Origin of the sequence: Mycobacterium sp. KBS0706 (assembly GCF_005938675.2) — a bacterium.
GTDB lineage: Bacteria > Pseudomonadota > Alphaproteobacteria > DSM-16000 > Inquilinaceae > Inquilinus.
Genome location: NZ_VCCH02000080.1, coordinates 11,721 through 37,682 on the forward strand (window position 1 = coordinate 11,721; position 25,962 = coordinate 37,682).

A 25,962-nucleotide genomic window follows, 5' to 3' on the forward strand; every position below is an offset into this window, starting at 1 on the left:
AATCTCTTTCTGATCAAAGCGTTGAGAGATCCCCGCTTTCGCGGGGATGACAGGTTTAGGGGAATTTTGAAAAGGTCTCGCTTGCTGGAGGGGCCACGTACTCCCTGGCAACCTCTGCCCTATGCCACACCCGCCACCGCCTGCCAGTCCAGGCCGAAGCGGGCGAGGTACTTCCGCAGACGGTCGGCGTCGTTGGCGCTGGTCTTCTGCGCCCGCGACGCGGCGAACAGGGTGCGGCCGGCGGCGCTGAGCGAGCTGCTCGACCGGCACACGCCGACCACCGCGGCCAGCTGGGCCCGGTCGAACAGGTCGACCTGCGCCAGCCGCTCCGGCCCCAGCAGCCCGGCCAGCAGCGCCTCGACCCCATCCTCGCCACCGCGCGACCAGGTGCGCTTCAGCCGCGCGATCTCCTCCTCCACCACCGCCTCATTGATCCGGCCGGACGGGGCGAAGGTGGCCATCCGGGTGATCGAGGCGCCGAGGTCGCGGAAATTCGCGCTCCACAGCGCCTCGGGCGCGGTGGCAAAGACCAGATAGCGGTCGCGCGCCTCGCGGTTGAAGGTGATCTGCACCCCTTCCCGCTCGGCATGGCGGCGCAGCTCGAACTCCAGGTTCGGGGCGATGTCCTCGCGCCGGTCGCGGAGGCCCGGCAGGGTGAAGGTCCACAGGTTCAGCCGGGCCAGCAGGTCCTCGCGGAACCGGCCGCGGGCGACGTCGACCGACAAATCGCGGTTGGTGCCGGCGATCAGCTGGAAGTCGCTCGCCACCTCCTTGTCCGCACCGACCGGCGGGAACCGCTTCTCCTCCACCGTGCGCAGGATCATCGCCTGCTCGTCGGGCCCCAGCTCGCCGATCTCGTCGAGGAACAGGATGCCGCCATCGGCCGAGCGCAGCAGCCCGGCACGGTCCTGCAGCGCCCCGGTGAAGGCGCCCTTCACATGGCCGAACAGGGCCGACATGGCGCCGTCGCCGCGCAGCGTCGCGCAGTTGACCTCGACGAACGGCCCCTCGACCTGGTGCCGGGCGCGCTTGAGGTCGTAGATCCGCCGCGCCAGCTGCGACTTGCCCGCCCCGGTCGGGCCGATCAACAGCAGCGGCGCCTTCGACCGCACCGCCACCTGCTCGATCTGGTCGATCATGCGGTTGAAGGCGGCGTTGCGGGTGGCGATGCCGGACTTGAGGAACGACGCCGCCTCCTCCCGCTCCGCCTCGAAGCGTGTGGCGATGCGGTCGTAGCGCGACAGGTCGAGGTCGATGACGTCGTAGCCGCCGGGATGGCCGGCCTCCCACCGCTTCGGCGGGGTCAGCTGCAGCAGGCGGGCCGGCAGGTAATGCGCCTCGGTCAGCAGGAACCAGCAGATCTGGATAACATGCGTGCCGGTGGTGATGTTGACCAGATACTCCTCGTCCTCGGTGTCGAAGTCGTAGCCGCGGGCGAAGTCCAGCATCGCCGCGAACACCTCCTGGAAGTCCCAGGCATTGCGCAGGTTGACCAGGCTGAAGCGGACCACCGTGTCCGGCGACACCGCCTGGATGTCGCCGGACACGCGCTTGGCCAGCGCGGCGGAATGGGTGTCGTGGATCAGCTCCAGCCGGTCGACCAGCATGTCCTCGTGCTGGCACAACGCCACTGTCGGCCGCCACCGCTCCCACCGGCTGTCCAGCTTGCCGGCATCCATGGTGGTGCCGATGAAGCCGATGACCACCCGCCGCTTCGGCATGATCTATCCCAACCCTCGTTGTCGGAGACCCGCTTCCCTGTCGTCATGGCGAGGAGCGCAGCGACGTGGCCATCCAGAGGGCGGTACCGCTGGATGGCCACGCCCCTTCGGGGCTCGCCATGACGGGGTCTAGGGCCTGTCGTACTATCCTATAAGATAATCTACGATCCTACAGGATCGAATTTCCCTATCATCTTCGACAAACCAAAATCTGTGAATCGCGGGCCAAAAATTTTTTATCCTTTCTATTTCAATGCATTATCAAAATTCGACCAATCGCCTATCCGGAGTTGGCATGCGCTTCGCTTATGGAGTGGCGCAATCGAAGGATGACGATCATGGCAAACAAGTCCGTGTTTGCTTCGCTGATGGGAAGGCTGCTTCCGCGTAGCGACACCGTGAACCACGAGGGGGCCCAGGCCTACGCCCTGACGCCGCGCCACGCGCTGGCGCAGCTGGCGGCGACCGGGACGCTCCATCGGACGTTCTACGCCGATGCGCGGGAACAGCTGGACCAGGTGCTCGCCCTCGCCCGCGAGGTCGAGCCTGGATTCCTCGCCCGCACCGCGGTCCATTCCCGGGAGCGGGGGCACATGAAGGACATGCCGGCCCTGCTGGTCGCCCTTCTGTCCACCCTGCAGTCGCCCGACGTCACGCCGGCCTTCCGGCGCGTCATCGACAACGGCCGGATGCTGCGCAGCTTCGTGCAGATCATGCGGTCGGGCGCCGTCGGGCGGAAGTCGCTCGGCACCCGGCCGAAGCGGCTGGTGCAGGAGTGGCTGGAGCAGGCCTCGGACATCGAGATCATGCGGGCGGCGGTGGGGCAGGATCCCTCGCTGGCCGATGTGGTCAGGATGGTCCACCCGAAGCCGGCGACCGCGTCGCGCCAGGCGCTGTATGGCTGGCTGATCGGCCGGCCCTATGACGCCGCGGCGCTGCCGGAGGTGGTGCGGGCCTTCGAGGCCTTCAAGCGCGACCCGTCGGCGCCCGTGCCGGACGTGCCCTTCCAGATGCTGACGGCGCTGCCGCTGACGCGGGAGCACTGGGCGGCGATCGGGGAGAAGGCCGGCTGGCACATGCTGCGGATGAACCTGAACACCTTCGCGCGCCACGGCGTGTTCGAGGTGGACGGGTTCGCCGAGCGGGTGGCGGCAAGGCTGCGCGACCCGGAGGCGATCCGCCGGGCCCGGGTGTTCCCCTACCAGCTGATGGCGGCTTACGCCATGACGTGGACGGTGCCCGCGGTCGTCCGCGAGGCGCTGCAGGACGCGATGGAAGTCGCGGTCGGCAACGTCCCGGTGCTGGCCGGCCGGGTGGTCGTCTGCCCCGACGTGTCGGGGTCGATGGCCTCCCCGGTCACCGGCTACCGGGCCGGCGGGACGACGGCGGTGCGCTGCATCGACGTCGCTGCGCTGGTGGCGGCGGCGGTGTTGCGGGCCAACCGGTCGGCCCGGGTCATGCCCTTCGAGCGGGATGTGGTCGAGATCGACCTCAACCCGCGCGATGCGGTGATGACCAACGCACGGAAGCTGGCCGCCATCGGTGGTGGCGGCACCAACTGCTCGGCCCCGGTCGAGCGGCTGGTGGCGGAGCGCGCTTCGGTCGACCTCGTCGTCTTCGTCTCGGACAACCAGTCCTGGGTCGATGCGGCGAAGCACCCGCACCAGGGCACCGGGCTGATGCAGGCCTGGGCCAGGCTGAAGGACCGCAATCCGGAGGCCAGGCTGGTCTGCATCGACATCCAGCCCTATGCCACGACGCAGGCGCAGGAGCGCGCGGACATCCTCAACGTCGGGGGCTTCTCCGACGCGGTGTTCGACGCCATTGCCGCCTTCGCCGAGGCCGGGACGGGCGCGGACCGCTGGGTCGACGAGATCGAGCGGATCGTGCTCTGACGATCGGGCGTCCGGGAGACCGGGCGCCCGGTACCGGGAGGAATGCGGTCGGAACTCCATTGGACCCCGCAGGCGGGCCGGGCAACCGGCTGCGCTCGGGGCGCGCCGCTTCGGCGGCGGTTGTCCCGGCACCCCTTGTCCTCCCGGTTGGGGTCCGGGCCATGGCGAATGCCGTGCGAGAGTACATCCACCCCCTGAGCGCGGCGTGCCGGAAACACGCCTCCGACCCCGTGTCGGAAGCTCGCCTCTTGCACCATCTCGTCGCCATGGCCGAAGGATCCGTCTGGTCCGACCATCAACATCCGTGACGAATGCCGGCGGAATTCCATCTGTCGCAAGTTCGAGTCCTGCCGGGTCCACCACTCCACTGCGGGCCCGTAGCTCAGTGGGTAGAGCAATGGTTTCGCCACCCCTCGTCGTCACACCCTCGCGCGGCGAATGCCTGCGGGAGTCCATGGTCAGAGCACCTGCCGCAAGGCGGGAGGTGGCGGTTCGAATCCGCCCCGGGCCGGAAGGTCCGGTAGCTCAGGAAACGCTCTCGCAACCCCTTGTCGCCGCACCCGTCGCAACCGTTTGAAAGGACCACAGATCGCAGCGAATGCCGGCCGGGACTCCATCAGGTAGCGGCTTATGCCGTGGAGGTTCGAGTCCTCGCTCTTCCAGTGGTTCGCCATCGGGAGAGAGGTCCCGCCAAGTCTCGTCGCTGCACCCGAACGCATGGCGAATGCCGATGGAACTCCATGGACTGTCCCTCCCCAGGTCGCGGGTTCGACTCCCGCCGGGGCATCGCCCTCACGGGAATGCTCCGTAGCTCAGCGGTAGAGCAGGAGCCCGCCCGGACCTCGGTCCGGTCGGGCAAGCGTTTCATCACCCTCGTCGCCATGCGTCCTTCTGGACTCAAGGATCACCATCATGGACCGGACCTACGACCTCCTCACCGAAAGCTTCGCCCCGGCGCGCGACACGCGCGCCAAGCCGGTCAAGATGTGGACCCGCGGCGTGCCCGTGGATGACGGCTCGCGCCAGCAGCTGCTGAACACCGCGACCCTGCCGTTCATCCACAAGCATGTCGCGGCCATGCCGGACGTGCATTACGGCAAGGGCGCCACCATCGGATCGGTGATCCCGACGCGCGGGGCGATCATCCCGGCGGCGGTCGGCGTTGACATCGGCTGCGGCATGTGCGCCGTTCGCACGACCCTGACCAGCCACCAGTTGCCGGACAGCCTGGCCGGGCTGCGCTCCGCGCTCGAGGCGGTGATCCCGGTCGGGATGGCCGATCACGGGCAGGACGTGCCGCGCGCGTCGGAGAACGCCTGGTACTCGGGCTTCAAGCAGCGCTACGACGCGCTGCAGCAGAAGTACCCGGCGATCTCCACCCGGCATTCGCCGGCGCGGCAGATCGGCACGCTGGGCGGCGGCAACCACTTCATCGAGGTCTGCCTGGACCAGGACGACCGCGTGTGGGTGATGCTGCATTCCGGGTCGCGCGGCGTCGGCAACCGCATCGGCACCTTCTTCATCGCCGCGGCGCGCCGCGAGATGGAGCGGCAGTTCATCCACCTGCCGGACCGGGACCTGGCCTACCTGGCCGAGGGCTCGGAGATGTTCGTCGACTACATGGACGCGGTCGGCTGGGCGCAGGACTACGCCCGCGCCAACCGGGACGTGATGCTGAAGCAGGCGCTGGCGGCGATGGCCGCCGCCTTCACCGATTTCGGCGTCACCGACGAGGCGATCAACTGCCACCACAACTACGTGGAGCGGGAGCATCACTTCGGCGAGAACGTCTGGGTCACCCGCAAGGGCGCCGTGCGCGCCCGCGAGGGCGACCTGGGCATCATCCCGGGATCGATGGGGGCGCGATCCTTCATCGTCCGCGGCAAGGGCAACCCCGACAGCTTCTGCTCCTGCTCCCACGGGGCCGGGCGGGTGATGTCGCGGACCGAGGCCAAGCGGCGGTTCACGGTCGCCGACCATGCCGCCGCCACCGCGGGGATCGAGTGCCGGAAGGACGAGGGCGTGATCGACGAGACGCCCAAGGCCTACAAGGACATCGACGCCGTGATGGCCGCCCAGTCGGATCTGGTGGAGGTGGTCCACACGCTGCGCCAGATCGTCTGCGTCAAGGGATAGGGAACGCCACGGGCAGCGGTCCGGGCAGCCGGACCGTGCTGCCCCGCCGTCGCCCGTGGTCTCAACAAGAAACGAAAGAACCGACCATGATCACGATCGACGGATCCCAGGGCGAGGGCGGGGGGCAGATCCTGCGCTCGGCCCTGACCTTGTCCCTGGCGACCGGCACCCCGTTCCGGATCGAGAAGATCCGGGCTGGGCGCGCCAAGCCGGGCCTGCTGCGCCAGCACCTCACGGCGGTGAAGGCGGCCGCCGAGATCGGCCGGGCGTCCGTGACAGGGGCCGAGCTGGGCTCGACCGCGCTCGGCTTCGCGCCGGGCCGGTCGCCGCCGGCGCGTACAACTTCGCCATCGGCTCGGCCGGATCGACCTTGCTGGTGCTGCAGACCGTGCTGCTGCCGCTGGCGCTGGCGGACGCCCCGTCGCGGCTGCGGCTGCAGGGCGGCACTCATGCCATGGCAGCCCCGAGCTTCGACTTCGTCGAGCGCGCCTTCCTGCCGCTGCTGCACCGCATGGGCTTCCACGCCCGGGCGGCGCTGCGCCGGCACGGCTTCTATCCGGCGGGCGGCGGCGTGGTCGAGGTCGAGGTGATGCCGCGCGGCAAGCCGGCACCGCTGGTGCTGGAGCGGCGTGGCGCCCTGGTGTCGCAGCAGGTGGAGGCGGTGGTCACCCACCTGCCGCTGCACATCGCGACGCGGGAGGCCGTGACCGTCGCCAAGGCCCTGCGCTGGCGGGCAGAGGCGCTGGCCCCGGCCCGCGCCGTCGCCGCCGACGGACCGGGCAACTGCCTGACCGTGACGGTGGCGCATGAGCACGCGACCGAGGTCTTCACCGGCCATGGCCAGCCCGGCCTGCCGGCGGAGGATGTCGCCGCCGCGACGGCAAAGGCGGTGCGGCAGTATCTCGCCAGCCGCGCCCCGGTCGGGCCGCATCTGGCGGACCAGTTGCTGCTGCCGATGGCGCTGGGCGCCGGCGGCCGCTTCGTCACGATGGCGCCGACGCCGCACACCCGCACCAACATCGCGATGATCGAGGCCTTCCTAGGCCCCCGGATCGTGGTGACCCGCCACACCGGCCGCAGCATGCTGGTCACGGTGGACGGACGAACGCAGAAGGAGGCGGCATAGCGCGGCCCAGATCGTTCGATATGAAATTGATAGAATCGAGAATCAAATTGAGACTCGATTCTATCCTTCAACCTAAATAGGCGACTATGGTTACGATTCCCGAAAACCTCTCCCTCCTGCATCTCGGCGAAGAAGAGCTCCGCGTGAAATCGGTCGCGCTCATTGAGGCAAGTGAAGATATGTCGCTTCACGTCTCCATGATCGAGACCTGCATGGATATGCTCCAATACGTCCGAACGAACACGCCCGACATGAGCGAGGATCAGGTGATCGTGGCACTCATCGGTGCCAGCGTGTTCAACTCAATGGCTTCGGCCTTAAAGCTACTCCTTGGCGGCTACTACCAGTCGTCCGGCTTGCAGATCCGTTACATCATGGAGAGCGGATGGCTGCTCGATTATCTGCGAACTGACCCGAAGCTGGTGCAAGAATGGAAGATGACCCCCGAGGACAAGCGTCAAAGCATGTTCAGGCCGGGCAAAATTCGCGACAAGCTAGATCGACGAGACGGCTTCACCGGCAGGAAACGCGAGGCGCACTACAAGCGGCTTTGCGTCCTGTGCGGCCATCCGACCTTTGCAGGCTTCGCCATGCTCCGACCTGAGCCGAATGCTGACGCCCATATGGGGCCACTGCTCGTGCCGGATCTCCTCGAAGGGTGCATTCAGGAACTGGTTATGGTGTCGATCACTGCGTGGCAGGCGTTCATGATGTTCTTCCCGCCCAAAACGCTCTCCGATCGCAAAGCCCGTGTCGCTTACCTAGAAAAGCAGAATGACTGGTTTGTTCGCGTGTACGGCAAATCAGCAGAACACACGGCCTTGGCTGAACTGCAGAAACTCATCGCGCAGATAGAAGGTTCGGCCTGAAAGTGCGCAGGGCCGGTGCGCTTGACATCGCGCCCCCCGCCCTGCGAGCCTCGGCCCGGAAGTGACACGGGGTGCCCGGGAACGGGCTGAGATCATACCCGTCGAACCTGATCTGGGTCATGCCAGCGAAGGGAGCCGTCACGCGATGCCCGCACCGGGCCCCGGATCCTCAGGATCGATCGCCGACATCCCCCGCCGGCAGCGGAGGAGCGGAATGGGTGCAGAGGCTACGGAACCGAGGCGGCGCTTCGACCTGTCGGTCTATCTGGTCACCGACACGAGGCTGAGCGGGCCGCGCGGCATCGCCGCCGTGGCTGCGGCGGCGGCCCGGGGCGGCGTCACCATCGTGCAGCTGCGCGACCCCGACGCCACCAGCCGAGACCTGATCGCCGCGGCCGGGGCGCTGCAGGCGGTGCTGGCGCCGCATGGCATCCCCCTGGTGATCAACGACCGGGTCGACGTCGCCCTGGCGGTGGAGGCCGACGGCGTCCATCTCGGCGACCGCGACATGCCGGCGGCGACGGCGCGGCGCCTGCTCGGCCCCGGCCGGATCGTCGGCGTCACCGTGCATGACGCGGCCGAGGCGCGGGTGGTCGATCCCGAAATCGCCGACTACGCCGGCATCGGTCCGGTCTTCACCACCACCACCAAGGCCGGGGCGCGGCCGGCGATCGGGGTCGACGGGTTCCGGGACCTGCGCCGGCTGGTGCCGCTGCCCACGGTCGGCATCGGCGGCATCGACGCGGCCCGGACCGCCGGGGTGATCGCGGCCGGAGCGGATGGCGTCGCCGTGGTCTCGGCGATCTGCGCCGCGGCCGATCCGGAGGCCGCGGCCCGGGCGATCGCCGCGGCGGTGGCGGAAGGGCGGGCGCGATGATCCCCAACGTGCTGACCATCGCCGGCACCGATCCCTCGGGCGGCGCCGGCATCCAGGCCGACCTCAAGGCCTTCTCCGCCCTCGGCGCCTATGGCTGTGCCGTGATCACCGCCCTGGTCGCCCAGAACACCCGCGGCGTGCAGGCGGTGGAGCTGGTGCCGCCGTCCTTCGTCGCCCGGCAGATCGACTGCCTGCTCGCCGATGTCCGGATCGACGCGGTCAAGATCGGCATGCTGGCGACCGGCGAGATCGTGCGCGTGGTGGCCGACGCACTGCGCCGGCACGGGCTGACCCGGGTGGTGGTCGACCCGGTGATGGTGGCGAAGAGCGGCGACCGGCTGCTGGACACGGATGCCGTGGCGGCGCTGCGCGAGGAGCTGCTGCCGCTGGCGACGGTGGTCACCCCGAACCTGCCCGAGGCCGCCGACCTGCTGGGCCGCGCGCCGGCCGAGATCCGGGACGAGATGCCGGAGATCGCGGCGGCGCTGCTGGCGCTCGGGCCGCAGGCCGTGCTGCTGAAGGGCGGCCATCTGGCGGAGGCGCAGAGCCCGGACCTGCTGCTCAGCGCCGCCGGATCACTGACCCTGGCGGCACCGCGCATCGCCACCCGCAACACCCACGGCACCGGCTGCACCCTGTCCTCGGCCATCGCGGCCCTGCTGCCGCAACGGCCGGACCTGGAGACGGCGGTACGCGAGGCGAAGACCTATCTGACCGGGGCGCTGGCTGCGGCCGACCGGCTGTCCGTGGGCGGCGGCCACGGCCCGCTGCACCATTTCCACCGCTGGTGGGGGTGATTGGTAGGGCCGGGCCCTTCCTCTTTCTGTCATTGCCGGGCTCGACCCGGCAATCCAGAGAGCGTCGAGGCCTTCTGGATGCCCGGGTCAAGCCCGGGCATGACAGATAAAAATGGGCGCCCGAATTACGGGCGCCCTGTTGCGATCGGATGGCCAGCCGCTCAGCCGACCTTGTTCTTGTTGTAGACGTCGAAGGCGACGGCGGCGAGCAGGACCAGGCCCTTGATCACCATCTGCAGGTCGATGCCGAGGCCGAGGATCGACATGCCGTTGTTCATCACGCCCATGATGAAGGCGCCGATCACCACGCCGGTGATCTTGCCGACGCCGCCCGAGGCCGAGGCGCCGCCGATGAAGCAGGCGGCGATGGCGTCGAGCTCGAACTGGTTGCCGGCCTGCGGCACCGCCGAGGTCAGGCGCGCCGTGGTGATCAGCCCGGCCAGCGCCGCCAGCACCCCCATGTTGACGAAGGTCAGGAACACCAGCCGCTCGGTGTTGATGCCGGACAGCTTGGCCGCCTTCTCGTTGCCGCCGACCGCGTAGATGCGGCGGCCCAGAGTGGTGCGGGTGGTGACGAAGGCATAGAGCACCACCAGCACGCCCATCAGGATCAGGATGTTCGGCAGGCCGTTATAGGTCGCCAGCAGATAGCCGAGCCCGGCCAGCGCCACCACCGTCGCCACGTTCTTGATGACGAAGAACAGCAGCGGCTCCTGCTCCACCCCGTGCTGGATCTCGTTGCGCCGGTTCTTGACGTTGAACCAGACCAGGATCAGCGGCACGGCCAGGCTGATCAGCAGCGTGGTGATCCAGACCTTGCCGTTGCCGGTGAACAGCTCCGGGATCGACCCGAACGGCTCGGCGATGAAGCCCGAGGACATCTTCTGGAAGTCGACCGGCACCGGCCCGGCGCGCTCGCCGTTCAGCACCATGATGCACAGGCCGCGGAAGGCCAGCATCCCCGCCAGGGTGACGATGAAGGACGGGATCTTGCGGTAGGCGATGAAATAGCCCTGGCCCGCCCCGATCACCGCGCCCAGCACCAGGCAGGCGATGGCGGTGAGCCAGGGGTCGATGCCCTGCCACACCATCATGGCGCCGCCGACCGCGCCGACGAAGCCGGCGATCGAGCCGACCGACAGGTCGATATGGCCGCTGACGATGACCAGCAGCATGCCGAAGGCCAGCACGATGACGTAGGCGTTCTGCTGGATCAGGTTACTGAGGTTCAGCGGCGTGAACAGCCGGCCGTCGGTCGCGACCTGGAAGAACACCATGATCGCGACCAGCGACAGCAGCATCGCGTATTCGCGGATGTTGTTCTTCAGGAACTCGCCGATCCGGCTGTTCGCGCGACCCTGCAGGGCGGTGGTGTCGGTGGTCATTGCCGTACTTCCCTAGACCCGTTCTTTCGAGCGCATGATCGCCCGCATGATGCTTTCCTGAGAGGCTTCCCTGGCCGGCATCTCGGCGACGAAGCGGCCCTCGTTCATGACGTAGATCCGGTCGGACATGCCGAGCAGCTCGGGCATCTCCGACGAGATCATGATGACGCCTTTCCCGGCCGCCACCAGCTGGTTGATGATGGTGTAGATTTCATATTTGGCGCCGACGTCGATGCCGCGGGTCGGCTCGTCGAGGATCAGCACCTCGGGCTCCGCGAACAGCCACTTGCTCAGCACCACCTTCTGCTGGTTGCCGCCGGACAGGTTGACCGTCCGCTGCTGCACGCCGGAGGAGCGGATGTTGAGCTTGCGCCGGTAGTCGAAGGCGACGCCCAGCTCGCGCATCTCGTCGATGATGCCACGGCGGGCCACGCCCGGAAGATGGGCCAGCGGGATGTTGTGCTGGATCGAGTCGATCAACACGAGGCCCAGCGACTTGCGATCCTCGGTGACATAGGCCAGGCCGGCGGCGATCGCCTTGGGCACGGTGGCCAGGTCGGCCGGCTTGCCGTGCATGGTGGCAGTGCCGGTGATCTTCTGGCCGTAGGACTTGCCGAAGACGCTCATGGCGAATTCGGTCCGCCCGGCCCCCATCAGCCCGGCGATGCCCACCACCTCGCCGGCGCGGACATGCAGGTCGACGCCCTTGATCATCTGCCGGTCGGCATGCAGCGGGTGGTAGACGCTCCAGCCCTTCACCGCCAGCAGGGTCTCGCCCAGCTTCGGCTCGCGCTCGGGGTAGCGGTCGGTCAGGTCGCGGCCGACCATGCCCTTGATGATGCGGTCCTCGTTCACCGCGCCGCCGCGCGCATCCAGCGTCTCGATGGTCGACCCGTCGCGCAGGATGGTGATCGAATCCGCGACCTTGGTAATCTCGTTCAGCTTGTGCGAGATCAGGATCGAGGAGATGCCCTGGCGCTTGAACTCCAGCAGCAGCTCAAGCAGGGCGTCGCTGTCGCTCTCGTTCAGGCTGGCCGTCGGCTCGTCGAGGATCAGGAGCTTGACCTCCTTCGACAGGGCCTTGGCGATCTCGACCAGCTGCTGCTTGCCGACGCCGATATTGGTGACCAGCGTCGCCGGGTTCTCCTTCAGCCCGACCTTGCCGAGCAGGGTCCGGGCCCGGACCAGCGTCTCGTTCCAGTCGATGACGCCGCGGGTCGCCACCTCGTTGCCGAGGAACAGGTTCTCGGCGATCGACAGGAGCGGCACCAGCGCCAGCTCCTGGTGGATGATGATGATGCCGGTCTCTTCGCTGTCCGAGATCGAGCGGAAATGCCGTTCCTTGCCCTCGAAATGGATCTCGCCCTCATAGGAGCCGTGCGGGTAGACGCCGGACAGCACCTTCATCAGCGTCGACTTGCCGGCGCCGTTCTCGCCGACCACGGCATGGATCTCGCCGCGCTTGACCGCGAGGTTGACGTTGCTGAGCGCCTTCACGCCCGGGAACGTCTTGGTGATCCCGCGCATCTCCAGGATCGTATCGACGGGGTTACTCGTATCCACCTCAGGCTCCGCTCGCCACGGGCGCCGGCCTGCCGCGGAGACCGCGGCAGACGCAACGGCAGGGCCCCGCGCCCGGAGGCGCGGGGCCCTGGGGGCACGTCAGATTACTTCAGTTGGTCGGCTTTGTAGTAGCCGCTGTCGACCAGCACCTTCTGGACGTTGTCCTTGGTCACCGGCACCGGCGTCAGCAGATAGGACGGCACCACCTTGACCCCGTTGTTGTAGGTCTTGGTGTCGTTGACCTGGGGCTCCTTGCCCGACATCACGGCGTCGATCATGTCGACGGTGACCTTGGCGAGGTCGCGCGTGTCCTTGAACACGGTCGAGTACTGGTCGCCGGCGAGGATCGACTTGACCGACGGGACTTCGGCGTCCTGGCCGGAGACGAAGGGCAGCGGCCGGTCGCCCGTGCCGTAGCCGACCGCCTTCAGCGAGGCGATGATGCCCATCGACAGGCCGTCATAGGGCGACAGCACCGCGTCGACCTTCTTGTCGCCGTAATAGGCCGACAGCAGGTTGTCCATGCGGGCCTGGGCGGTGTTCGGGTCCCAGCGCAGGATGCCGACCTTGTCCATGCCCATCTGGCCGCTCGGCACCGCCACCTTCTTGCTGTCGATGTAGGGCTGCAGCACCGACATCGCGCCGTTGTAGAAGAAGAAGGCGTTGTTGTCGTCCGGCGAGCCGCCGAACAGCTCGACGTTGAACGGGCCCTTGCCGTCCTTCAGGCCGAGCGCATCGACCAGCGAGCCGGCCTGCAGGACGCCGACCTGGAAGTTGTCGAAGGTGGTGTAGTAGTCGACATTCGGCGTGTCGCGGATCAGACGGTCATAGGCGATGACCTTGATCCCGGCGTCGTGCGCCTGCTGCAGCACCGAGGTCAGGGTGGTGCCGTCGATCGCGGCGATCACCAGCACCTTGGCGCCCTTGGTGACCATGTTCTCGATCTGCGACAGCTGGGTCGGGATGTCGTCGCCGGCATATTGCAGGTCGGCGTCGTAGCCCTTGTCCTTCAGCGACTTGACCATGTTGTCGCCGTCGGCGATCCAGCGCGCCGAAGTCTTGGTCGGCATCGAGACGCCGACGAGGCCCTTATCTGCGGCCTGCGCGGACAGCGCGAAGGCGGACAGCCCCAGCGCCAGCGCGGTAACGGATGCGATCAGCTTCACCGTTTTCTCCCTCTGCTACACTCTTCTGCGCCCGGGCCGGCCATTCCGGCATGATCCCGGCACGCGGTTGCCGCATGATGGCCCATGATGCCGCAGCGGACCCGGCCGTTCCAGCCCGGGCGCCCGTGGTCACGGACTCGATGTGAATTCGATACCGGCGATCCCGCGGGACGCCGATCGACGGGCAAACCTCCGCGCGCGCTCCTCGCGGAACGCCGCACAGCCTGCCGCCGGTGGATCAAGCCCGACGCCTCGTCGATGTGGTGAAATGCATGTGTTCCTCCCTGTGAACGCAACTGCAGAGCCTTGTGGTTGCTTGAGGGTCGGCCCTGCCGATCCAATCCTCATACAATTTGGCGTAATCTCTCGCCACACCATCGCGCTGTCAAGCGCTGCCGCGGAACCGAGGCAATCGGCCGAATTGGGAGGGGCGACGGCTCGCTTTCGGCCAGAGAATCCCGTCATCCCCGCGAAAGCGGGGATCTCGTCACGCTCGAACGGCGGAAGATTCCCGCTTTCGCGGGAATGACGGTTCAGAAGGAAGCAGGCCCGGCTACTTCCGGGGCCGCAGGGTCGGGAACAGGATGACGTCGCGGATCGAGGCCGAGTTGGTGACCAGCATCACCAGCCGGTCGATGCCGACGCCCATGCCGCCGCTCGGCGGCAGGCCGTATTCCAGCGCGGTGACGTAGTCGCGGTCCATCATCTGGGCCTCGTCGTCGCCGGCGTCGCGCGCCGCCACCTGGGCGGCGAAGCGCTCATACTGGTCTTGCGGGTCGCTGAGCTCGGAGAAGGCGTTGGCGATCTCCCAGCCATTGGCATAGGTCTCGAACCGCTCGGTCAGCCGCGGGTCGCTGCGATGCGCCTTGGCCAGCGGCGAGATCTCCTTCGGCATGTCGGTGACATGGGTCGGCTGGATCAGCGTGTGCTCGACCGTCTCGCCGAACACCAGCTCCACCACCTGGCCCCAATTCTCCTTGCCGGAGACCTTGAGCTGCAGCTTCTTCGCCGCCTCCCGCGCGGCTTCGGCGCCCTCGATCTGCAGGAAGTCGACGCCCGTCGCCTCCTTGACCAGTTCGGTCATCGGCGCGCGGCGGAATTGGCCGCCGAACTCGATCCGGTGCTCGCCGAAGGTCACCATGGTGCCGCCCGTCGCCGCCTTCGCCGCGGCGGCGAAGAGATCCTCGGCCAGCGCCATCATGTCGGTGTAGTCGGCATAGGCCTGGTACAGCTCGAGCATCGTGAACTCCGGATTGTGCCGGGTCGAGATGCCCTCGTTGCGGAAGTTGCGGTTGATCTCGAACACCCGCTCCGACACGCCGCCGACGATCAGCCGCTTCAGATACAGCTCCGGCGCGATGCGCAGGTACAGGTCCATGTCGAGCGTGTTGTGATGCGTCACGAACGGCTTGGCCGAGGCGCCGCCCAGGATCGGGTGCAGCATCGGCGTCTCGACCTCGAGGAAGCCGCGCTCCTCCAGCAGGCGGCGGATGTCGCTGACGATCCGGCTGCGGGCGCGGAAGGTCTCGCGGCTCTCCTCGCTCATGATCAGGTCGAGGTAGCGCTGGCGGTAGCGCGCCTCGACATCGGTCAGGCCGTGATACTTCTCCGGCAGCGGCAGCAGCGTCTTGGCCAGCAGCACGACATGCCGGACGTTGATGGTCAGCTCGCCGCGCTTGGTGCGGCGGATGAAGCCCTCGACGCCGATCAGGTCGCCGATGTCGAGCAGCCCGACCAGCTCCAGCGTCGCCGGGTCGGCATAGTCCTTGTGGCAGAACACCTGGATCTTGCCGCCGGCGTCGTGCAGGTCGATGAACATGCCGCTGTTGCGGTAGGCCCGGATGCGGCCGGCGATGCGGACCACGTCCTCCGGCTTCTCCGCCTCGGCCGGCAGCTCGGCATAGCGCGCCTGCAGCCCGGCGGCGTCGGCCGTCTTCTCGTAGTGATAGGGGTACGGATCGATCCCCTTCGCCCGCAGCGCCCGCAGTTTCTCCAGCCGCGGCGTCTTCAGCGGGTTGTCGGCATCGTCGTGCGGGGCGCGGACGCTCTCGACGCTGTCGGACATGATCGGGACTCCAGGGGCAGGGATCGACAAGACGGACAATCGGGGGATCGCGTCCTCTACCCGCCGCACCCCTTGGGTGCAAGCCGGTTCCGCGCATGGCCCCCTTCTTCTCACGCCTGCGATCGTTTTCGATATCCGAATGTTCCACACCTGTTTATGAGAAATTGAGTCATACTTTTATATTGAAGCCGGCATCGTACGACCGGCGGCTGTGAGCAGTGAGGGCGACCGAGATGAGAGACAGCGTTTCCCGCATGGCCATGGCGGCTACCGTCGCCGCGGCCGGCTTGGCGGGCTGTACCGATGTCACCCCGTGGGCCTATTCGACCGAGCCCGGCACCACCACTCAGCGCCCCACCATGATCGCGGCCCAGCCCTTGCCCAAGACGCAGCCGGTGGCGCCGGCGCCGGCCTACACCGCGCCACAGGTGATCGCGACCGCGCCTGCCCGCGTGTCCCCGCCGCCGCCCACCGTGACCTACTCGCCCCCGCGCACCGTCCCGGCCCCCGTGGTCATGGCTCCGCCCCCGCCCCCGCCCCCGCCCCCGGTGGTGGTGACGCAACCGCGCGTGGTCGCCGCGGCGCCACCGCGCGTGGTGGTTCGCCCGGCACCGGCGCCGGTGATCTCGGCGCCCGCCGCGACCACCGTCTATGTCCCGGCCCGGCCGATGCTGACCGAGAAGAGCGGCCTGATCGATTTCGTGCTGTCCGACGGCGCCGGCCGGCCCGACGGCGTGATCCTGAAGGACAAGACCGTGATCCGCTTTTCCCCGGCCTTCGCTTTGGCGATGGACCCCGACCGCAGCCGCCTGGCCCCCGGCCGGCCGATCGTGGTGCGCGGCACCGTCTCCGGCGGCCGCAGGGCCCCGGTGCTGGACGCGATCGAGATGGGCACCGACATCTATTCGATGGTGACGCTGGGCTACTGACGGACGTTCATCCGGTGTAGGAAGAACCGCCCACCGCGACGGGCCGTTGACTCAATCCCACAGCCGGAACGGACCGCAGCCGGATGACCCAGGACCAGATCGCGATCGTCGCCCTTCTGGCCGCGGCCCTGGCCTTGTTCGTGTGGAACCGCATCCGCTTCGACCTGGTGGCGCTCGGGGCGCTGCTGGCCGCCGTGCTGCTGGGGTTGGTCGAGGCCGACGACGCCTTCTCCGGCTTCGGCAACCCCGCCGTCGTCACCGTCGCCGCGGTGCTGGTGATCGGCCGGGCGCTCGCTTTGTCCGGCGCGGTCGACCGCATGGTCGCGGCCCTGGCGCGCGTCGCCGACGGCCGCTTCGCCCAGATGGTGGTGCTGTGCAGCTTCGGCGCCCTGATCTCGGCCTTCATGAACAATGTCGGGGCGCTGGCGCTGGTGCTGCCGGTGGCGATCCAGGGCGCCCGCAGCGCCGGCTATTCGCCCTCGGCGATCCTGATGCCGCTGTCCTTCGCCACGTTGCTGGGCGGCACCGTCACCCTGATCGGCACGCCGCCGAACCTGCTGATCTCGACCTTCCGCGAAAAGGCGGTGGGCGAGCCGTTCCGTCTGTTCGACTTCGCGCCGGTCGGCCTGGCGCTGACGATCGCCGGCCTCGCCTACATGCTGCTGATCGGCTGGCGGCTGATCCCGTCCAGCCGCCGCGGCCGGCGGGCGGAGGAGGAGAGCTTCGAGATCAGCCGCTACGCCACCGAGGTCGAGGTCACCCCGAAGTCGAAGATGGCCGGGCGCTCGGTGATGCATTTCGAGGAGGCGCAGAAGGGCCGGATCGTCGTGCTCGGCATCGTCCGCGGCAAGCGCCGCGTCGCCGGGCTGATAAGGCTGGAGCATCTGGCGCCCGGCGACCTGCTGATGGTGCAGGCCGACACACAGGCGCTGGAGCAGGCGCTGGGCGATGGCGACATCACCCTGGCGGCCGAGCATCCACCGGAGGCCGGCGGCCTGCGCGACCTGGTCACCGCCGAGGCGGTGGTGCCGGCCAATGCCTGGATCCGCGGGGCCAGCCCGGCCGATCTCGACCTGCGCCGCCGCCACGGGGTGAACCTGCTGGCGGTATCGCGCCACGGTCATGCGGTGAAGCGGCGGCTGCGCGACATCGCCATCGAGCCCGGCGACGTGCTGCTGCTGCAGGGCGATGCCGACACCCTGCCGGACACGCTGCAGGCGCTGGGCTGCCTGCCGCTGGCCCAGCGCCGGCTGACGCTGCGCAGCCGCAACCTATGGCTGCCGCTGGCCCTGTTCATCGCCGCCATCGGCGCCACCGCGACCGGCTATGTCCCGGCCACCATCGCCTTCGCTTTGGCGGTGATGGGCATGCTGGCCGGCCGCGCCATCCCGCTGCGCGACCTGTACACGTCCATCGACTGGCCGGTGATCGTGCTGCTGGGCGCGATGATCCCGGTCGGCGGCGCGCTGGAGACCACGGGCACGGCGCAGCTGCTGGCCGACGGCATCGCCGCTCTGGCCCAGGACCTGCCGCCGCATCTGGTCCTAGCCGTGGTGCTGGCCGCGACCATGGCCGTCACCCCGATGCTGAACAATGCCGCGACCGTGGTGATCATGGCGCCGATCGTGATCGGCATCGCCCAGCAGCTCGGCCTCAGCCCCGACCCGTTCCTGATCGCGGTGGCGATCGGCGCCAGCTGCGACTTCCTGACCCCCTTCGGCCACCAGAACAACACCCTCATCATGGGCCCGGGCGGGTATGAGGTGTCGGATTTCTGGCGCGTCGGCCTGCCGCTCGACGCCATCATCATCGTCGTCTCGGTCCTGTTGATCCCGATCGTCTGGCCCTTCACCGCGTGACCTTGCACCTTCCCCCGTTGCCGATCGACTCCGCGCTGCCGCCTTTGCGCGCCGCACTGGTCGAGCGCGGCCGCGCCGTGCTGCAGGCGCCGCCCGGCGCCGGCAAGACCACGCGGGTGCCGCTGGCGCTGCTGGGCGAGCCCTGGCTGGGCGGCGGCAAGATCGTGATGCTGGAGCCGCGGCGGATCGCGGCCCGCGCCGCCGCCGGCCACATGGCCTCGCTGCTGGGCGAGAGGGCCGGCGACACGGTCGGCTACCGCATCCGGATGGACCGCAAGGTCGGCCCGGACACCCGGATCGAGGTGGTGACCGAAGGCATCCTGACCCGGATGCTGCAGGACGACCCGGCGCTGGAGGGTGTCGGCGCCGTGATCTTCGACGAATTCCACGAGCGCAGCCTGAACGCCGATCTCGGCTTGGCCCTGGCGCTGGAGACGGCAGAGCTGCGCGACGACCTGCGCCTGCTGGTGATGTCGGCGACGCTGGATGGCGGGCCGGTGGCACGCCTGCTGGGCGACGCGCCGATCGTCACCTCCGAGGGCCGGGCCTGGCCGGTCGAGACGCATCACCGCCCGCCCCGCCCGGGCGAGGCCATCGAGGATGCCGTCGCTCGGGCGGTGCGCGACGCGCTGGCGGAGGAGACCGGCAGCCTGCTGGTGTTCTTGCCCGGCGCGCGCGAGATCCGCCGGGTCCAGGCGAAGCTGGCCGGAATCGGCGACGGCGTGGTCGTGGCGCCGCTCTATGGCGACCTGCCTGGGGCGGCGCAGGACCAGGCGATCCGCCCGGCGCCGGCCGGGACGCGCAAGGTGGTGCTGGCCACCAACATCGCCGAGACCAGCCTGACCATCGAAGGCGTGCGGGTGGTGATCGACAGCGGCCTGGCCCGGGCGCCGCGCTTCGACCCGCGGACGGGCATGAGCCGGCTGGAGACGGTGACCATCGCCCGCGCCGCCGCCGACCAGCGCCGCGGCCGCGCCGGCCGCACCGAGCCGGGCGTGTGCTGGCGCCTGTGGGCCAGGGCAGGCGAAGGCGCCATGGCGCCGTTCGACCCGCCCGAGATCCTGGTCGCCGACCTGGCGCCGCTGGCGCTGGAGCTGGCGCTGTGGGGCGGCGGCGACCTGGCCTGGCTGGACCCGCCGCCGGCCGCAGCGCTGACCCAGGCGCGGGCGCTGCTGGCCGATCTCGGCGCCATCGACGCCGACGGCCGGCCCACCGCGCATGGCAAGCAGATGGCCCGGCTGCCGCTGCATCCGCGCCTGGCCCATATGGTGCTGCGCGCCAAGGCCGGGGGCGTCGGCGGCACTGCGGCGGAGCTGGCGGCGATCCTGGAAGGCCGTCGGCCATCGCCCGAGACCGATCTGCGCGCCTCGCTCGAGATGCTTAATCGCGACCGCGGCGACCCGACCGTCTCCCGGCTGCGCGAGGCGGCACGCGACATCGCCCGGCGCTTCGACCTCAAGGGCGGCGGCGGGGATGCCGGCAGCCTGCTGGCGCTGGCCTATCCCGACCGCGTGGCCCGGCGCCGGCCGGGCGGACGCGGCAGCTTCCTCCTGGCCAATGGCCGCGGCGCGGTGCTGCGGGACAGCGACCCGCTGGCCGGCGCCGACTACCTCGCCATTGCCGAGACCGACGATGCCGGGCGCGAGGCCCGCATCCTGGCGGCAGCGCCGCTGGACGAGGCGACGCTGGAGGCGGTGCTGGGCGACCGCATCGCCTGGGTCGAGACCGTCGCCTGGGATGCTGCGGAACAGGCCGTGGCCGCCCGCCGCCAGCGCCGGCTGGGCGCGCTGGTGCTGGCCGATGCGGCGCTGCCGAACCCGGATCCCGCCGCCGTCGCCGCGGCGCTGCTGGAGGGGGTGCGGCGGCTGGGCCTCGACGCCCTGCCCTGGCGCGACGGCGCTGTGGCGCTGCGCCGGCGCGTCGGCTTCGCCCGGGCGCTGGAGGGCGAGGCCTGGCCCGACTGGTCGGATGCCGCGCTGATGGAAACGTTGGAGCAGTGGCTGAGGCCGCATCTCGGCGGCATGCGGCGCCGCAGCGATCTCGACCGGCTCGACCTGGCGCAGATCCTGGCGCTGGACTGGGAGCGGCAGCGCGCCCTGGACGCGGTGGCGCCGGCCACGATCCCGATTCCCAGCGGCCGCCGCGCGGCGCTGGACTACGCCGACCCGGCCCAACCGGTGCTGGCGGTCAAGCTGCAGGAGATGTTCGGCCAGGCCGAGACGCCGCGCGTCGGCGGCGGACGGGTGCCGGTGGCGATCCATTTGCTGTCGCCGGCCGGCCGGCCGCTGCAGGTGACCCGCGACCTCGCCGGCTTCTGGGCCGGCAGCTATGCCGAGGTGCGCAAGGATATGCGCGGCCGTTATCCGCGACACCCCTGGCCGGACGATCCGCTGGCCGCCCCGGCCACCGCGCGGGCCAAGCCGCGCGGCAGCTGAAGCGGCCGCCCGGCTATATCCGTCCCATCAGGACCAGGACCAGCAGGACGACGACGACCACCCCGAGCAGGCCGCTGGGGCCGTAGCCCCAGCCGCTGCTGTACGGCCAGGACGGGAAGGCGCCGATCAACAGGACGATCAGGATGATCAGCAGGATGGTTCCGATACCCATGACGGCACCTCGCCGTTGTTCGTGGTGATTCTCTCAATAGCGACTGGGAGTTTCAGTTCCGTCGGGCCGCGCTCCGCTGCGTCCCGCCACCGGCGCGGCCGGAGGCGGGTTGCGACCTTTCGTCGAGCCCGGATCCCTTGCGCCGCCAGCCGGGCTCGGCCACAAGGACGGGACCTCCCGACACGGCGACGACCATGGCCACACCCCAGGCCGAAGACGCGACAATCTCCCGGTCCCGGCGCCCGTTCCTGCGCCGGCAGCTGCTGCGCCTGCACCTGTGGACGCGGCTGCGCAGCGCCGTGCGCGCCAACGAGATCGCCCTGCCGCTGCTGGCGGTGGCGATCGGCGTCATCGTCGGCCTCGGCGTCGTCGCCCTGCGCTGGGCGCTGCAGCTCATGCACGAGCTGCTGTTCCGCCTGCCGGACGGCCAGCGCCTGAGCGCCAGCATCGACACCAGCCCGCTGCTGACCGTGCTGGTGCCGGTGCTGGGCGGCCTCGCCTTCGGCGGCGTGATGTGGGCGATCAGCCGCTGGCGCCCCCGCCCGCCGGTCGACCCGATCGAGGCCAACGCCCTCTATGGCGGCCGGATGTCGCTGCGCGACGGCTTCGTCGTCGCCGGCGCCACGCTGATGTCGAGCGGCGTCGGCGCCTCGGTCGGCATGGAGGCCGGCTACACCCAGATCGGCGGCGGCTTCGCCTCGCGCATCGGCCAGATCTTCCGGCTGCGCCGGGCCGACCTGCGCACCATCGTCGGCTGCGGCGCCGCGGCGGCCATCGCCGCCGCCTTCGACGCGCCGCTGGCCGGCACCTTCTACGCCTTCGAGCTGATCATGGGCGCCTACACCGCGGCGACGCTGGCGCCTGTGGTGGCGGCGGCGCTAGCGGCCACGGCGGTGGAGCGGGTGCTGCTGGACGAAGGCCCGTTCCTGGAGGTGACCTGGACCACCGGCCTGCATGCCGCCGACTATGCTCTGTTCGTCCTGGTCGGCCTGGCCTGCGCCGGCCTGGGCATCCTGATGATGCAGGGTGTGACCTGGACCGAACGGGCGATGCGCCGGCTGGCCCTGCCGCAGGTGCTGCGCCCCGCCGTGGGCGGGCTGATCGTCGGGCTGATGGCGCTGCGCTTCCCGGAGGTGCTGAGCTCCGGCCACGGCGCGCTGTATGCCGACCTGACCCTGGCGCCGCCCCTGACCGCGCTGGCGCTGCTGCTGGTGGCCAAGACCGCCGCGGCGGCGATCTCGCTGGGCGCCGGCTTTCGCGGCGGCCTGTTCTTCACCTCGCTGCTGACCGGCGCGCTGTTCGGCGGCATCCTGGCCCAGCTGACGGCGCTGGCCCTGCCCGGCCATCCGGTCGAGCACCTCGCCTATTCACTGGTCGGCATGGCCTCGATGGCCGCCGCGGTGATCGGCGGGCCGCTGACCATGACCTTCCTGGCGCTGGAGCTGAGCGGCGACTTCTCCGTCACCATCGGCGTGATGGTCGGGGTGGTGGTCGCGGCCGCGGTGGTGCGGCATCTGTTCGGCTATTCCTTCGCCACCTGGCGCTTCCATCTGCGCGGCGAGGCGATCCGCGGCGCCCAGGATGTCGGCTGGATCCGCGACCTGACCGTCGCCCGGCTGATGCGCCGCGACGCGCGCAGCGTGCCGGAGACGACGACGGTGGCCGATTTCCGCAAGCAGTTCCCGGTCGGGTCGACCCAGCGCGTCTTCGTCACCGACTCGGCCGGCCGGGCCGCCGGGATGGTGCAGGTGTCCGATGCGCACAATGCCGACCACGACGCCGAGGCGGAGACCGCCGAGATCGGCACGCTGCGACAGGCCGCCGCCTATATCCTGCTGCCCGGCCAGACCATCCGCACGGCGCTGGAGCTGTTCCAGGCGGCCGAGACCGAGACCCTGCCGGTGGTCAGCGACGCGCAGGAGCGGCGGATCATCGGCTATGTCAGCGAGGCCTACGCCCTGCGCCGCTACAGCGAAGAGCTGGAGCGCCGCCGGGCCGAGGATGTCGGTGAGCGCTGGTTCCGCTCGACCGAGTGACCGTTCACGGCAATTCCTTCGCCGAGTGTGGGTCGATGGAGTATGGGAAGGTCTCGGCCAGGAAGCGCGGTTGCGACCGCACCCGGTCGATCCAGGCCGTCACGTTCGGGAAATCGGGGAGCGGCAGATCCGCCTCCTCCGCCCGGTGGACATAGGCGAAGACGCCGATGTCGGCGACGCTGTAGGCCGGCCCGGCGAGCCAGGGGCGCTGCGACAGCTCCCGGTCCAGGATCGCCAGCGTCTTCAGCGAGCCCTCGCGCTTGGCCTCGACCAGCGCGGCCGGACGGCGGGCCGCCTTGCCGGTCATGACCCAGTGCCGCAGCGTCGCAATCGTCGATTGCACATAGTCACCCTCGAAGGACAGCCATTGCAGCACCTTGGCCCGGGCGAAGCGGTCGTCCGGCAGATAGGGCGCGCCGTCTGCGAGGAAGACCAGGATGGCGTTGGATTCGGCGATCACCCGCCCGTCGTCCAGCTTGATCGCCGGCACCGCGCCGGTCGGGTTGATGGCCAGGTATTCGGGCCGCTGGCCTTCGCCTTCGAAGATGCTGATGATCTCGGTGCGGTACAGAAGCTGCAGCTGCGACAGCAGCAGCCGGACCTTGTAGGCGTTCTGCGACGGCAGGTAGTCGTAGAGGGTGATCATGGGCGTCCTCGGGCAGGTGAGGCCGACAGGATCGCACCGCGCCGAGGTTCGGCCACTCCGCTTCTTGCGTTGAATTCGAGCGCAAGGGACGGATCGGCGGCCGCGGCGCAAACAGACAGGGTGGCGGCATCGCATGACGGGAGCCGGAGCATGACGGCCGATCTGTTCGACAGCCTTCCCGGGCCGGGCCCGGACCAGGAGACCCTGGCCGAGGGGGCTTTCCTCCTGCGCGGCTTCGCCCGCGACCAGGCCGAGGCGCTGGTCACGGCGGTGCGGGCGGTCGAGGCCGCGGCGCCGTTCCGCCATTTGGTCACGCCCGGCGGCTACCGCATGTCGGTGGCGATGACCAATTGCGGCCAGGTCGGCTGGGTCAGCGACCGCAGCGGCTACCGCTACGACCCCGACGACCCGATCGCCGGCCGCCCCTGGCCAAAGATGCCCGAGGTCTTCGCCGCCCTCGCCGACGCCGCCTCGATCAAGGCGGGCTTCGGCCCCTTCGCGCCCGATGCCTGCCTGATCAACCGCTACGAGCCCGGCTCGCGCCTGTCGCTGCACCAGGACCGGGACGAGCGCGACACCGGCGCGCCGATCGTCTCGGTGTCGCTGGGCCTGCCCGCGACCTTCCTGTTCGGCGGGCTGCAGCGCAGCGACCCGACCCGCCGGGTGCGGGTCGAGCATGGCGACGTCGCGGTCTGGGGCGGCCCGGCGCGGCTGGCCTTCCACGGCGTCGCCCCGCTGCCGGACGGCAGCCATGCGCTGCTCGGCCGCCTACGGATCAACCTGACCTTTCGGAAGGCCCTCTGATCCCGCTATGAAGTCCGGGTCGGTTGCAGGGAGCGGGCGGCGCGATGCTTCAAGGCAAGGTCATACTGGTCACCGGGTCCTCCTCCGGCATTGGCCTGGCGATCGCCCGGGCGGCGCAGGCCGAAGGCGCCACCGTGGTGCTGCATGGCATCGAGACGGAGGCGCTGGCCCAGGCCGCGGTCGATCTGGGCGGCGTGGCCTCGGTGCTGGCCGATGTGACCGCGCCCGATGCGGCCGCGGCCGTCATCGACGCCGTGCGGCGCACCCATGGCCGGATCGACGGGCTGGTGAACAACGCCGCGTCCCTGGCCCGCACCACGCTGGAGCAGGCCGACGAGGCCGCCTTCGACGCCATCTTCGCCGTCAACGCCCGCGCGCCCCTGCTGCTGTGCCGCGAGGCGGTGCGCGCCTTCCGCGCCCAAGGCACCGGCGGCGCCATCGTCAATATCGGCTCGGTCAACGCCCTGTGCGGCCAGGACAACCTGCTGGTCTATTCGATGTCCAAGGCGGCGCTGATGACGATGACGCGCAACCTGGGTGACGGGCTGTCGGCCGAGCGCATCCGGGTCAACCAGCTGAATGTCGGCTGGACCCTGACCGAGACCGAGCGCGCCATCCAGCGCCGCGAGGGCCGGCCCGACGACTGGGCCGAGCACATCCCGCCGGCCCTCGCCCCCACGGGGCGCATCCTGCGGCCGGAGGAGGTGGCGCAGCATGCGGTGTTCTGGCTGTCCGACCGGTCGGCGCCGGTCACCGGCCAAGTGTACGAGGTCGAGCAGTATCCGCTGGTCGGCCGCAACAAGATCAACACGCGATGAAGGGCGGGAGACGATGAAGGAGACCTGGCGCTGGTTCGGGCCGAACGACCCGGTGACGCTGGACCATGTCAAGCAGGCGGGGGCCAGCGGCATCGTCACCGCTTTGCATCACCGCCAGGACGGCAGCGTCTGGCCGGCCGAGGAGATCGCCGAGCGCCGCGCGGTGATCGAGGGTGCGGGCCTGGCCTGGTCGGTGGTCGAGAGCATCCCCCTGCCGGACGCGGTCAAGATCGGCGGCGCCGGCGCGGCCGAGGTGACCGCCGTCTTCGCCCAGTCGCTGCGCAATGTCGCCGCCGCCGGGGTGAGGACCATCTGCTACAACTTCATGCCGGTGGTCGACTGGACCCGCACCAACCTGATGTGGCGGCTGCCCACCACCGGCTATGCCCTGCGCTTCGACGCCGTCGACATGGCCGCCTATGACGCCTTCATCCTGAAGCGCAAAGGCGCCGAGGCCGACCATCGCCCCGAGGTGCTGGCCCGCGCCCGCGACCGCGCCGCGGCGATGAGCGAGAGCGAGCGGGCCGGGCTGGAGAAGACCATCATCGCCGGCCTGCCGGGCGTGGCCGGCGCGGTCAACGACCGGGCCGGGTTCGAGCGGCGCCTGGCCGCCTATGCCGGCATCACCGCCGATGATTTCCGCGCCAGCTACAAGGCCTTCCT

General features: G+C 69.7%; 19 protein-coding genes, 1 tRNA gene, 1 pseudogene and 1 riboswitch. Of the genes and pseudogenes, 14 read left to right on the forward strand and 7 right to left on the reverse strand.

Annotated elements, in window-relative coordinates; translation table 11 throughout:
- Positions 1 to 119: 119 nt before the first annotated feature.
- Entirely contained in the window at positions 120 to 1,721 is a 1,602-nt protein-coding gene (gene rtcR, locus FFK22_RS31420) for an RNA repair transcriptional activator RtcR (RefSeq protein WP_138888024.1), read from the reverse strand.
- Between the two features lie 338 nt (positions 1,722 to 2,059).
- Between rtcR and FFK22_RS31425 the strand changes: the two genes are divergently transcribed.
- From FFK22_RS31425 to thiD, 7 genes and pseudogenes are all read left to right on the forward strand, one after another.
- Positions 2,060 to 3,616, forward strand: a complete 1,557-nt coding sequence (locus tag FFK22_RS31425; RefSeq protein WP_138888025.1) for a TROVE domain-containing protein — start codon at positions 2,060 to 2,062, stop codon at positions 3,614 to 3,616.
- A 372-nt stretch (positions 3,617 to 3,988) separates the two neighbouring features.
- Positions 3,989 to 4,127: transfer RNA gene (locus FFK22_RS43330), tRNA-OTHER, on the forward strand.
- Between the two features lie 473 nt (positions 4,128 to 4,600).
- Entirely contained in the window at positions 4,601 to 5,752 is a 1,152-nt protein-coding gene (locus tag FFK22_RS31430) for an RtcB family protein (protein ID WP_306770201.1), read from the forward strand.
- Between the two features lie 86 nt (positions 5,753 to 5,838).
- Positions 5,839 to 6,878, forward strand: a pseudogene (rtcA, locus tag FFK22_RS31435) (RNA 3'-terminal phosphate cyclase).
- Between the two features lie 86 nt (positions 6,879 to 6,964).
- Entirely contained in the window at positions 6,965 to 7,747 is a 783-nt protein-coding gene (locus FFK22_RS31440) for a hypothetical protein (RefSeq protein ID WP_138888027.1), read from the forward strand.
- A gap of 57 nt (positions 7,748 to 7,804) precedes the next feature.
- Positions 7,805 to 7,900, forward strand: a riboswitch (TPP riboswitch).
- A gap of 61 nt (positions 7,901 to 7,961) precedes the next feature.
- Positions 7,962 to 8,624 (forward strand): thiamine phosphate synthase, encoded by a 663-nt coding sequence (thiE, locus tag FFK22_RS31445; RefSeq protein WP_138888028.1) that lies wholly within the window; start codon positions 7,962 to 7,964, stop codon positions 8,622 to 8,624.
- Complete coding sequence (gene thiD, locus FFK22_RS31450) at positions 8,621 to 9,421, forward strand: bifunctional hydroxymethylpyrimidine kinase/phosphomethylpyrimidine kinase (protein ID WP_138888029.1); 801 nt, start codon at positions 8,621 to 8,623, stop codon at positions 9,419 to 9,421. The genes thiE and thiD overlap by 4 nt, the downstream gene beginning before the upstream one ends.
- Before the next feature lie 161 nt (positions 9,422 to 9,582).
- Here thiD and mmsB read toward each other — a convergent pair whose 3' ends face one another.
- From mmsB to lysS, 4 genes are all read right to left on the reverse strand, one after another.
- Complete coding sequence (mmsB, locus tag FFK22_RS31455; protein ID WP_138888030.1) at positions 9,583 to 10,806, reverse strand: multiple monosaccharide ABC transporter permease; 1,224 nt, start codon at positions 10,804 to 10,806, stop codon at positions 9,583 to 9,585.
- 12 nt (positions 10,807 to 10,818) lie between these two features.
- The gene (gene mmsA / locus FFK22_RS31460; protein ID WP_138888114.1) at positions 10,819 to 12,333 is read right to left on the reverse strand and encodes a multiple monosaccharide ABC transporter ATP-binding protein; all 1,515 of its coding nucleotides are present in this window, start codon (positions 12,331 to 12,333) and stop codon (positions 10,819 to 10,821) included.
- A gap of 140 nt (positions 12,334 to 12,473) precedes the next feature.
- Complete coding sequence (gene chvE, locus FFK22_RS31465; protein WP_186002745.1) at positions 12,474 to 13,535, reverse strand: multiple monosaccharide ABC transporter substrate-binding protein; 1,062 nt, start codon at positions 13,533 to 13,535, stop codon at positions 12,474 to 12,476.
- A gap of 553 nt (positions 13,536 to 14,088) precedes the next feature.
- Positions 14,089 to 15,600: a lysine--tRNA ligase gene (lysS, locus tag FFK22_RS31470; protein WP_138888031.1), complete on the reverse strand. Its 1,512-nt coding sequence runs from the start codon at positions 15,598 to 15,600 to the stop codon at positions 14,089 to 14,091.
- A gap of 233 nt (positions 15,601 to 15,833) precedes the next feature.
- On the opposite strand from lysS, the gene FFK22_RS31475 reads away from it, so the two are divergent.
- The 3 genes from FFK22_RS31475 to hrpB all read left to right on the forward strand — a co-directional run bounded on the left by FFK22_RS31475 (position 15,834) and on the right by hrpB (position 20,823).
- Complete coding sequence (locus tag FFK22_RS31475; RefSeq protein ID WP_138888032.1) at positions 15,834 to 16,529, forward strand: hypothetical protein; 696 nt, start codon at positions 15,834 to 15,836, stop codon at positions 16,527 to 16,529.
- 83 nt (positions 16,530 to 16,612) lie between these two features.
- The gene (locus tag FFK22_RS31480) at positions 16,613 to 18,388 is read left to right on the forward strand and encodes an SLC13 family permease (protein WP_138888033.1); all 1,776 of its coding nucleotides are present in this window, start codon (positions 16,613 to 16,615) and stop codon (positions 18,386 to 18,388) included.
- A gap of 17 nt (positions 18,389 to 18,405) precedes the next feature.
- Positions 18,406 to 20,823: an ATP-dependent helicase HrpB gene (gene hrpB, locus FFK22_RS31485; protein ID WP_221938994.1), complete on the forward strand. Its 2,418-nt coding sequence runs from the start codon at positions 18,406 to 18,408 to the stop codon at positions 20,821 to 20,823.
- Between the two features lie 13 nt (positions 20,824 to 20,836).
- Here hrpB and FFK22_RS31490 read toward each other — a convergent pair whose 3' ends face one another.
- Entirely contained in the window at positions 20,837 to 20,995 is a 159-nt protein-coding gene (locus tag FFK22_RS31490; protein WP_138888034.1) for a DUF3309 family protein, read from the reverse strand.
- Between the two features lie 194 nt (positions 20,996 to 21,189).
- On the opposite strand from FFK22_RS31490, the gene FFK22_RS31495 reads away from it, so the two are divergent.
- Positions 21,190 to 23,031, forward strand: coding sequence for a chloride channel protein (locus FFK22_RS31495; protein WP_138888035.1), 1,842 nt, complete (start codon positions 21,190 to 21,192; stop codon positions 23,029 to 23,031).
- 4 nt (positions 23,032 to 23,035) lie between these two features.
- Here FFK22_RS31495 and FFK22_RS31500 read toward each other — a convergent pair whose 3' ends face one another.
- The gene (locus FFK22_RS31500) at positions 23,036 to 23,677 is read right to left on the reverse strand and encodes a glutathione S-transferase family protein (protein WP_138888036.1); all 642 of its coding nucleotides are present in this window, start codon (positions 23,675 to 23,677) and stop codon (positions 23,036 to 23,038) included.
- A gap of 150 nt (positions 23,678 to 23,827) precedes the next feature.
- Between FFK22_RS31500 and alkB the strand changes: the two genes are divergently transcribed.
- The 3 genes from alkB to uxuA form a co-directional block, all read left to right on the forward strand.
- Positions 23,828 to 24,481, forward strand: a complete 654-nt coding sequence (alkB, locus tag FFK22_RS31505) for a DNA oxidative demethylase AlkB (protein WP_138888037.1) — start codon at positions 23,828 to 23,830, stop codon at positions 24,479 to 24,481.
- 44 nt (positions 24,482 to 24,525) lie between these two features.
- A complete protein-coding gene (locus FFK22_RS31510; protein ID WP_138888038.1) occupies positions 24,526 to 25,299 on the forward strand; it encodes an SDR family oxidoreductase in 774 nt (257 codons plus the stop codon).
- 13 nt (positions 25,300 to 25,312) lie between these two features.
- Positions 25,313 to 25,962 (forward strand): mannonate dehydratase (gene uxuA / locus FFK22_RS31515; protein ID WP_143956898.1); only part of this gene is annotated, 650 nt, incomplete at its 3' end.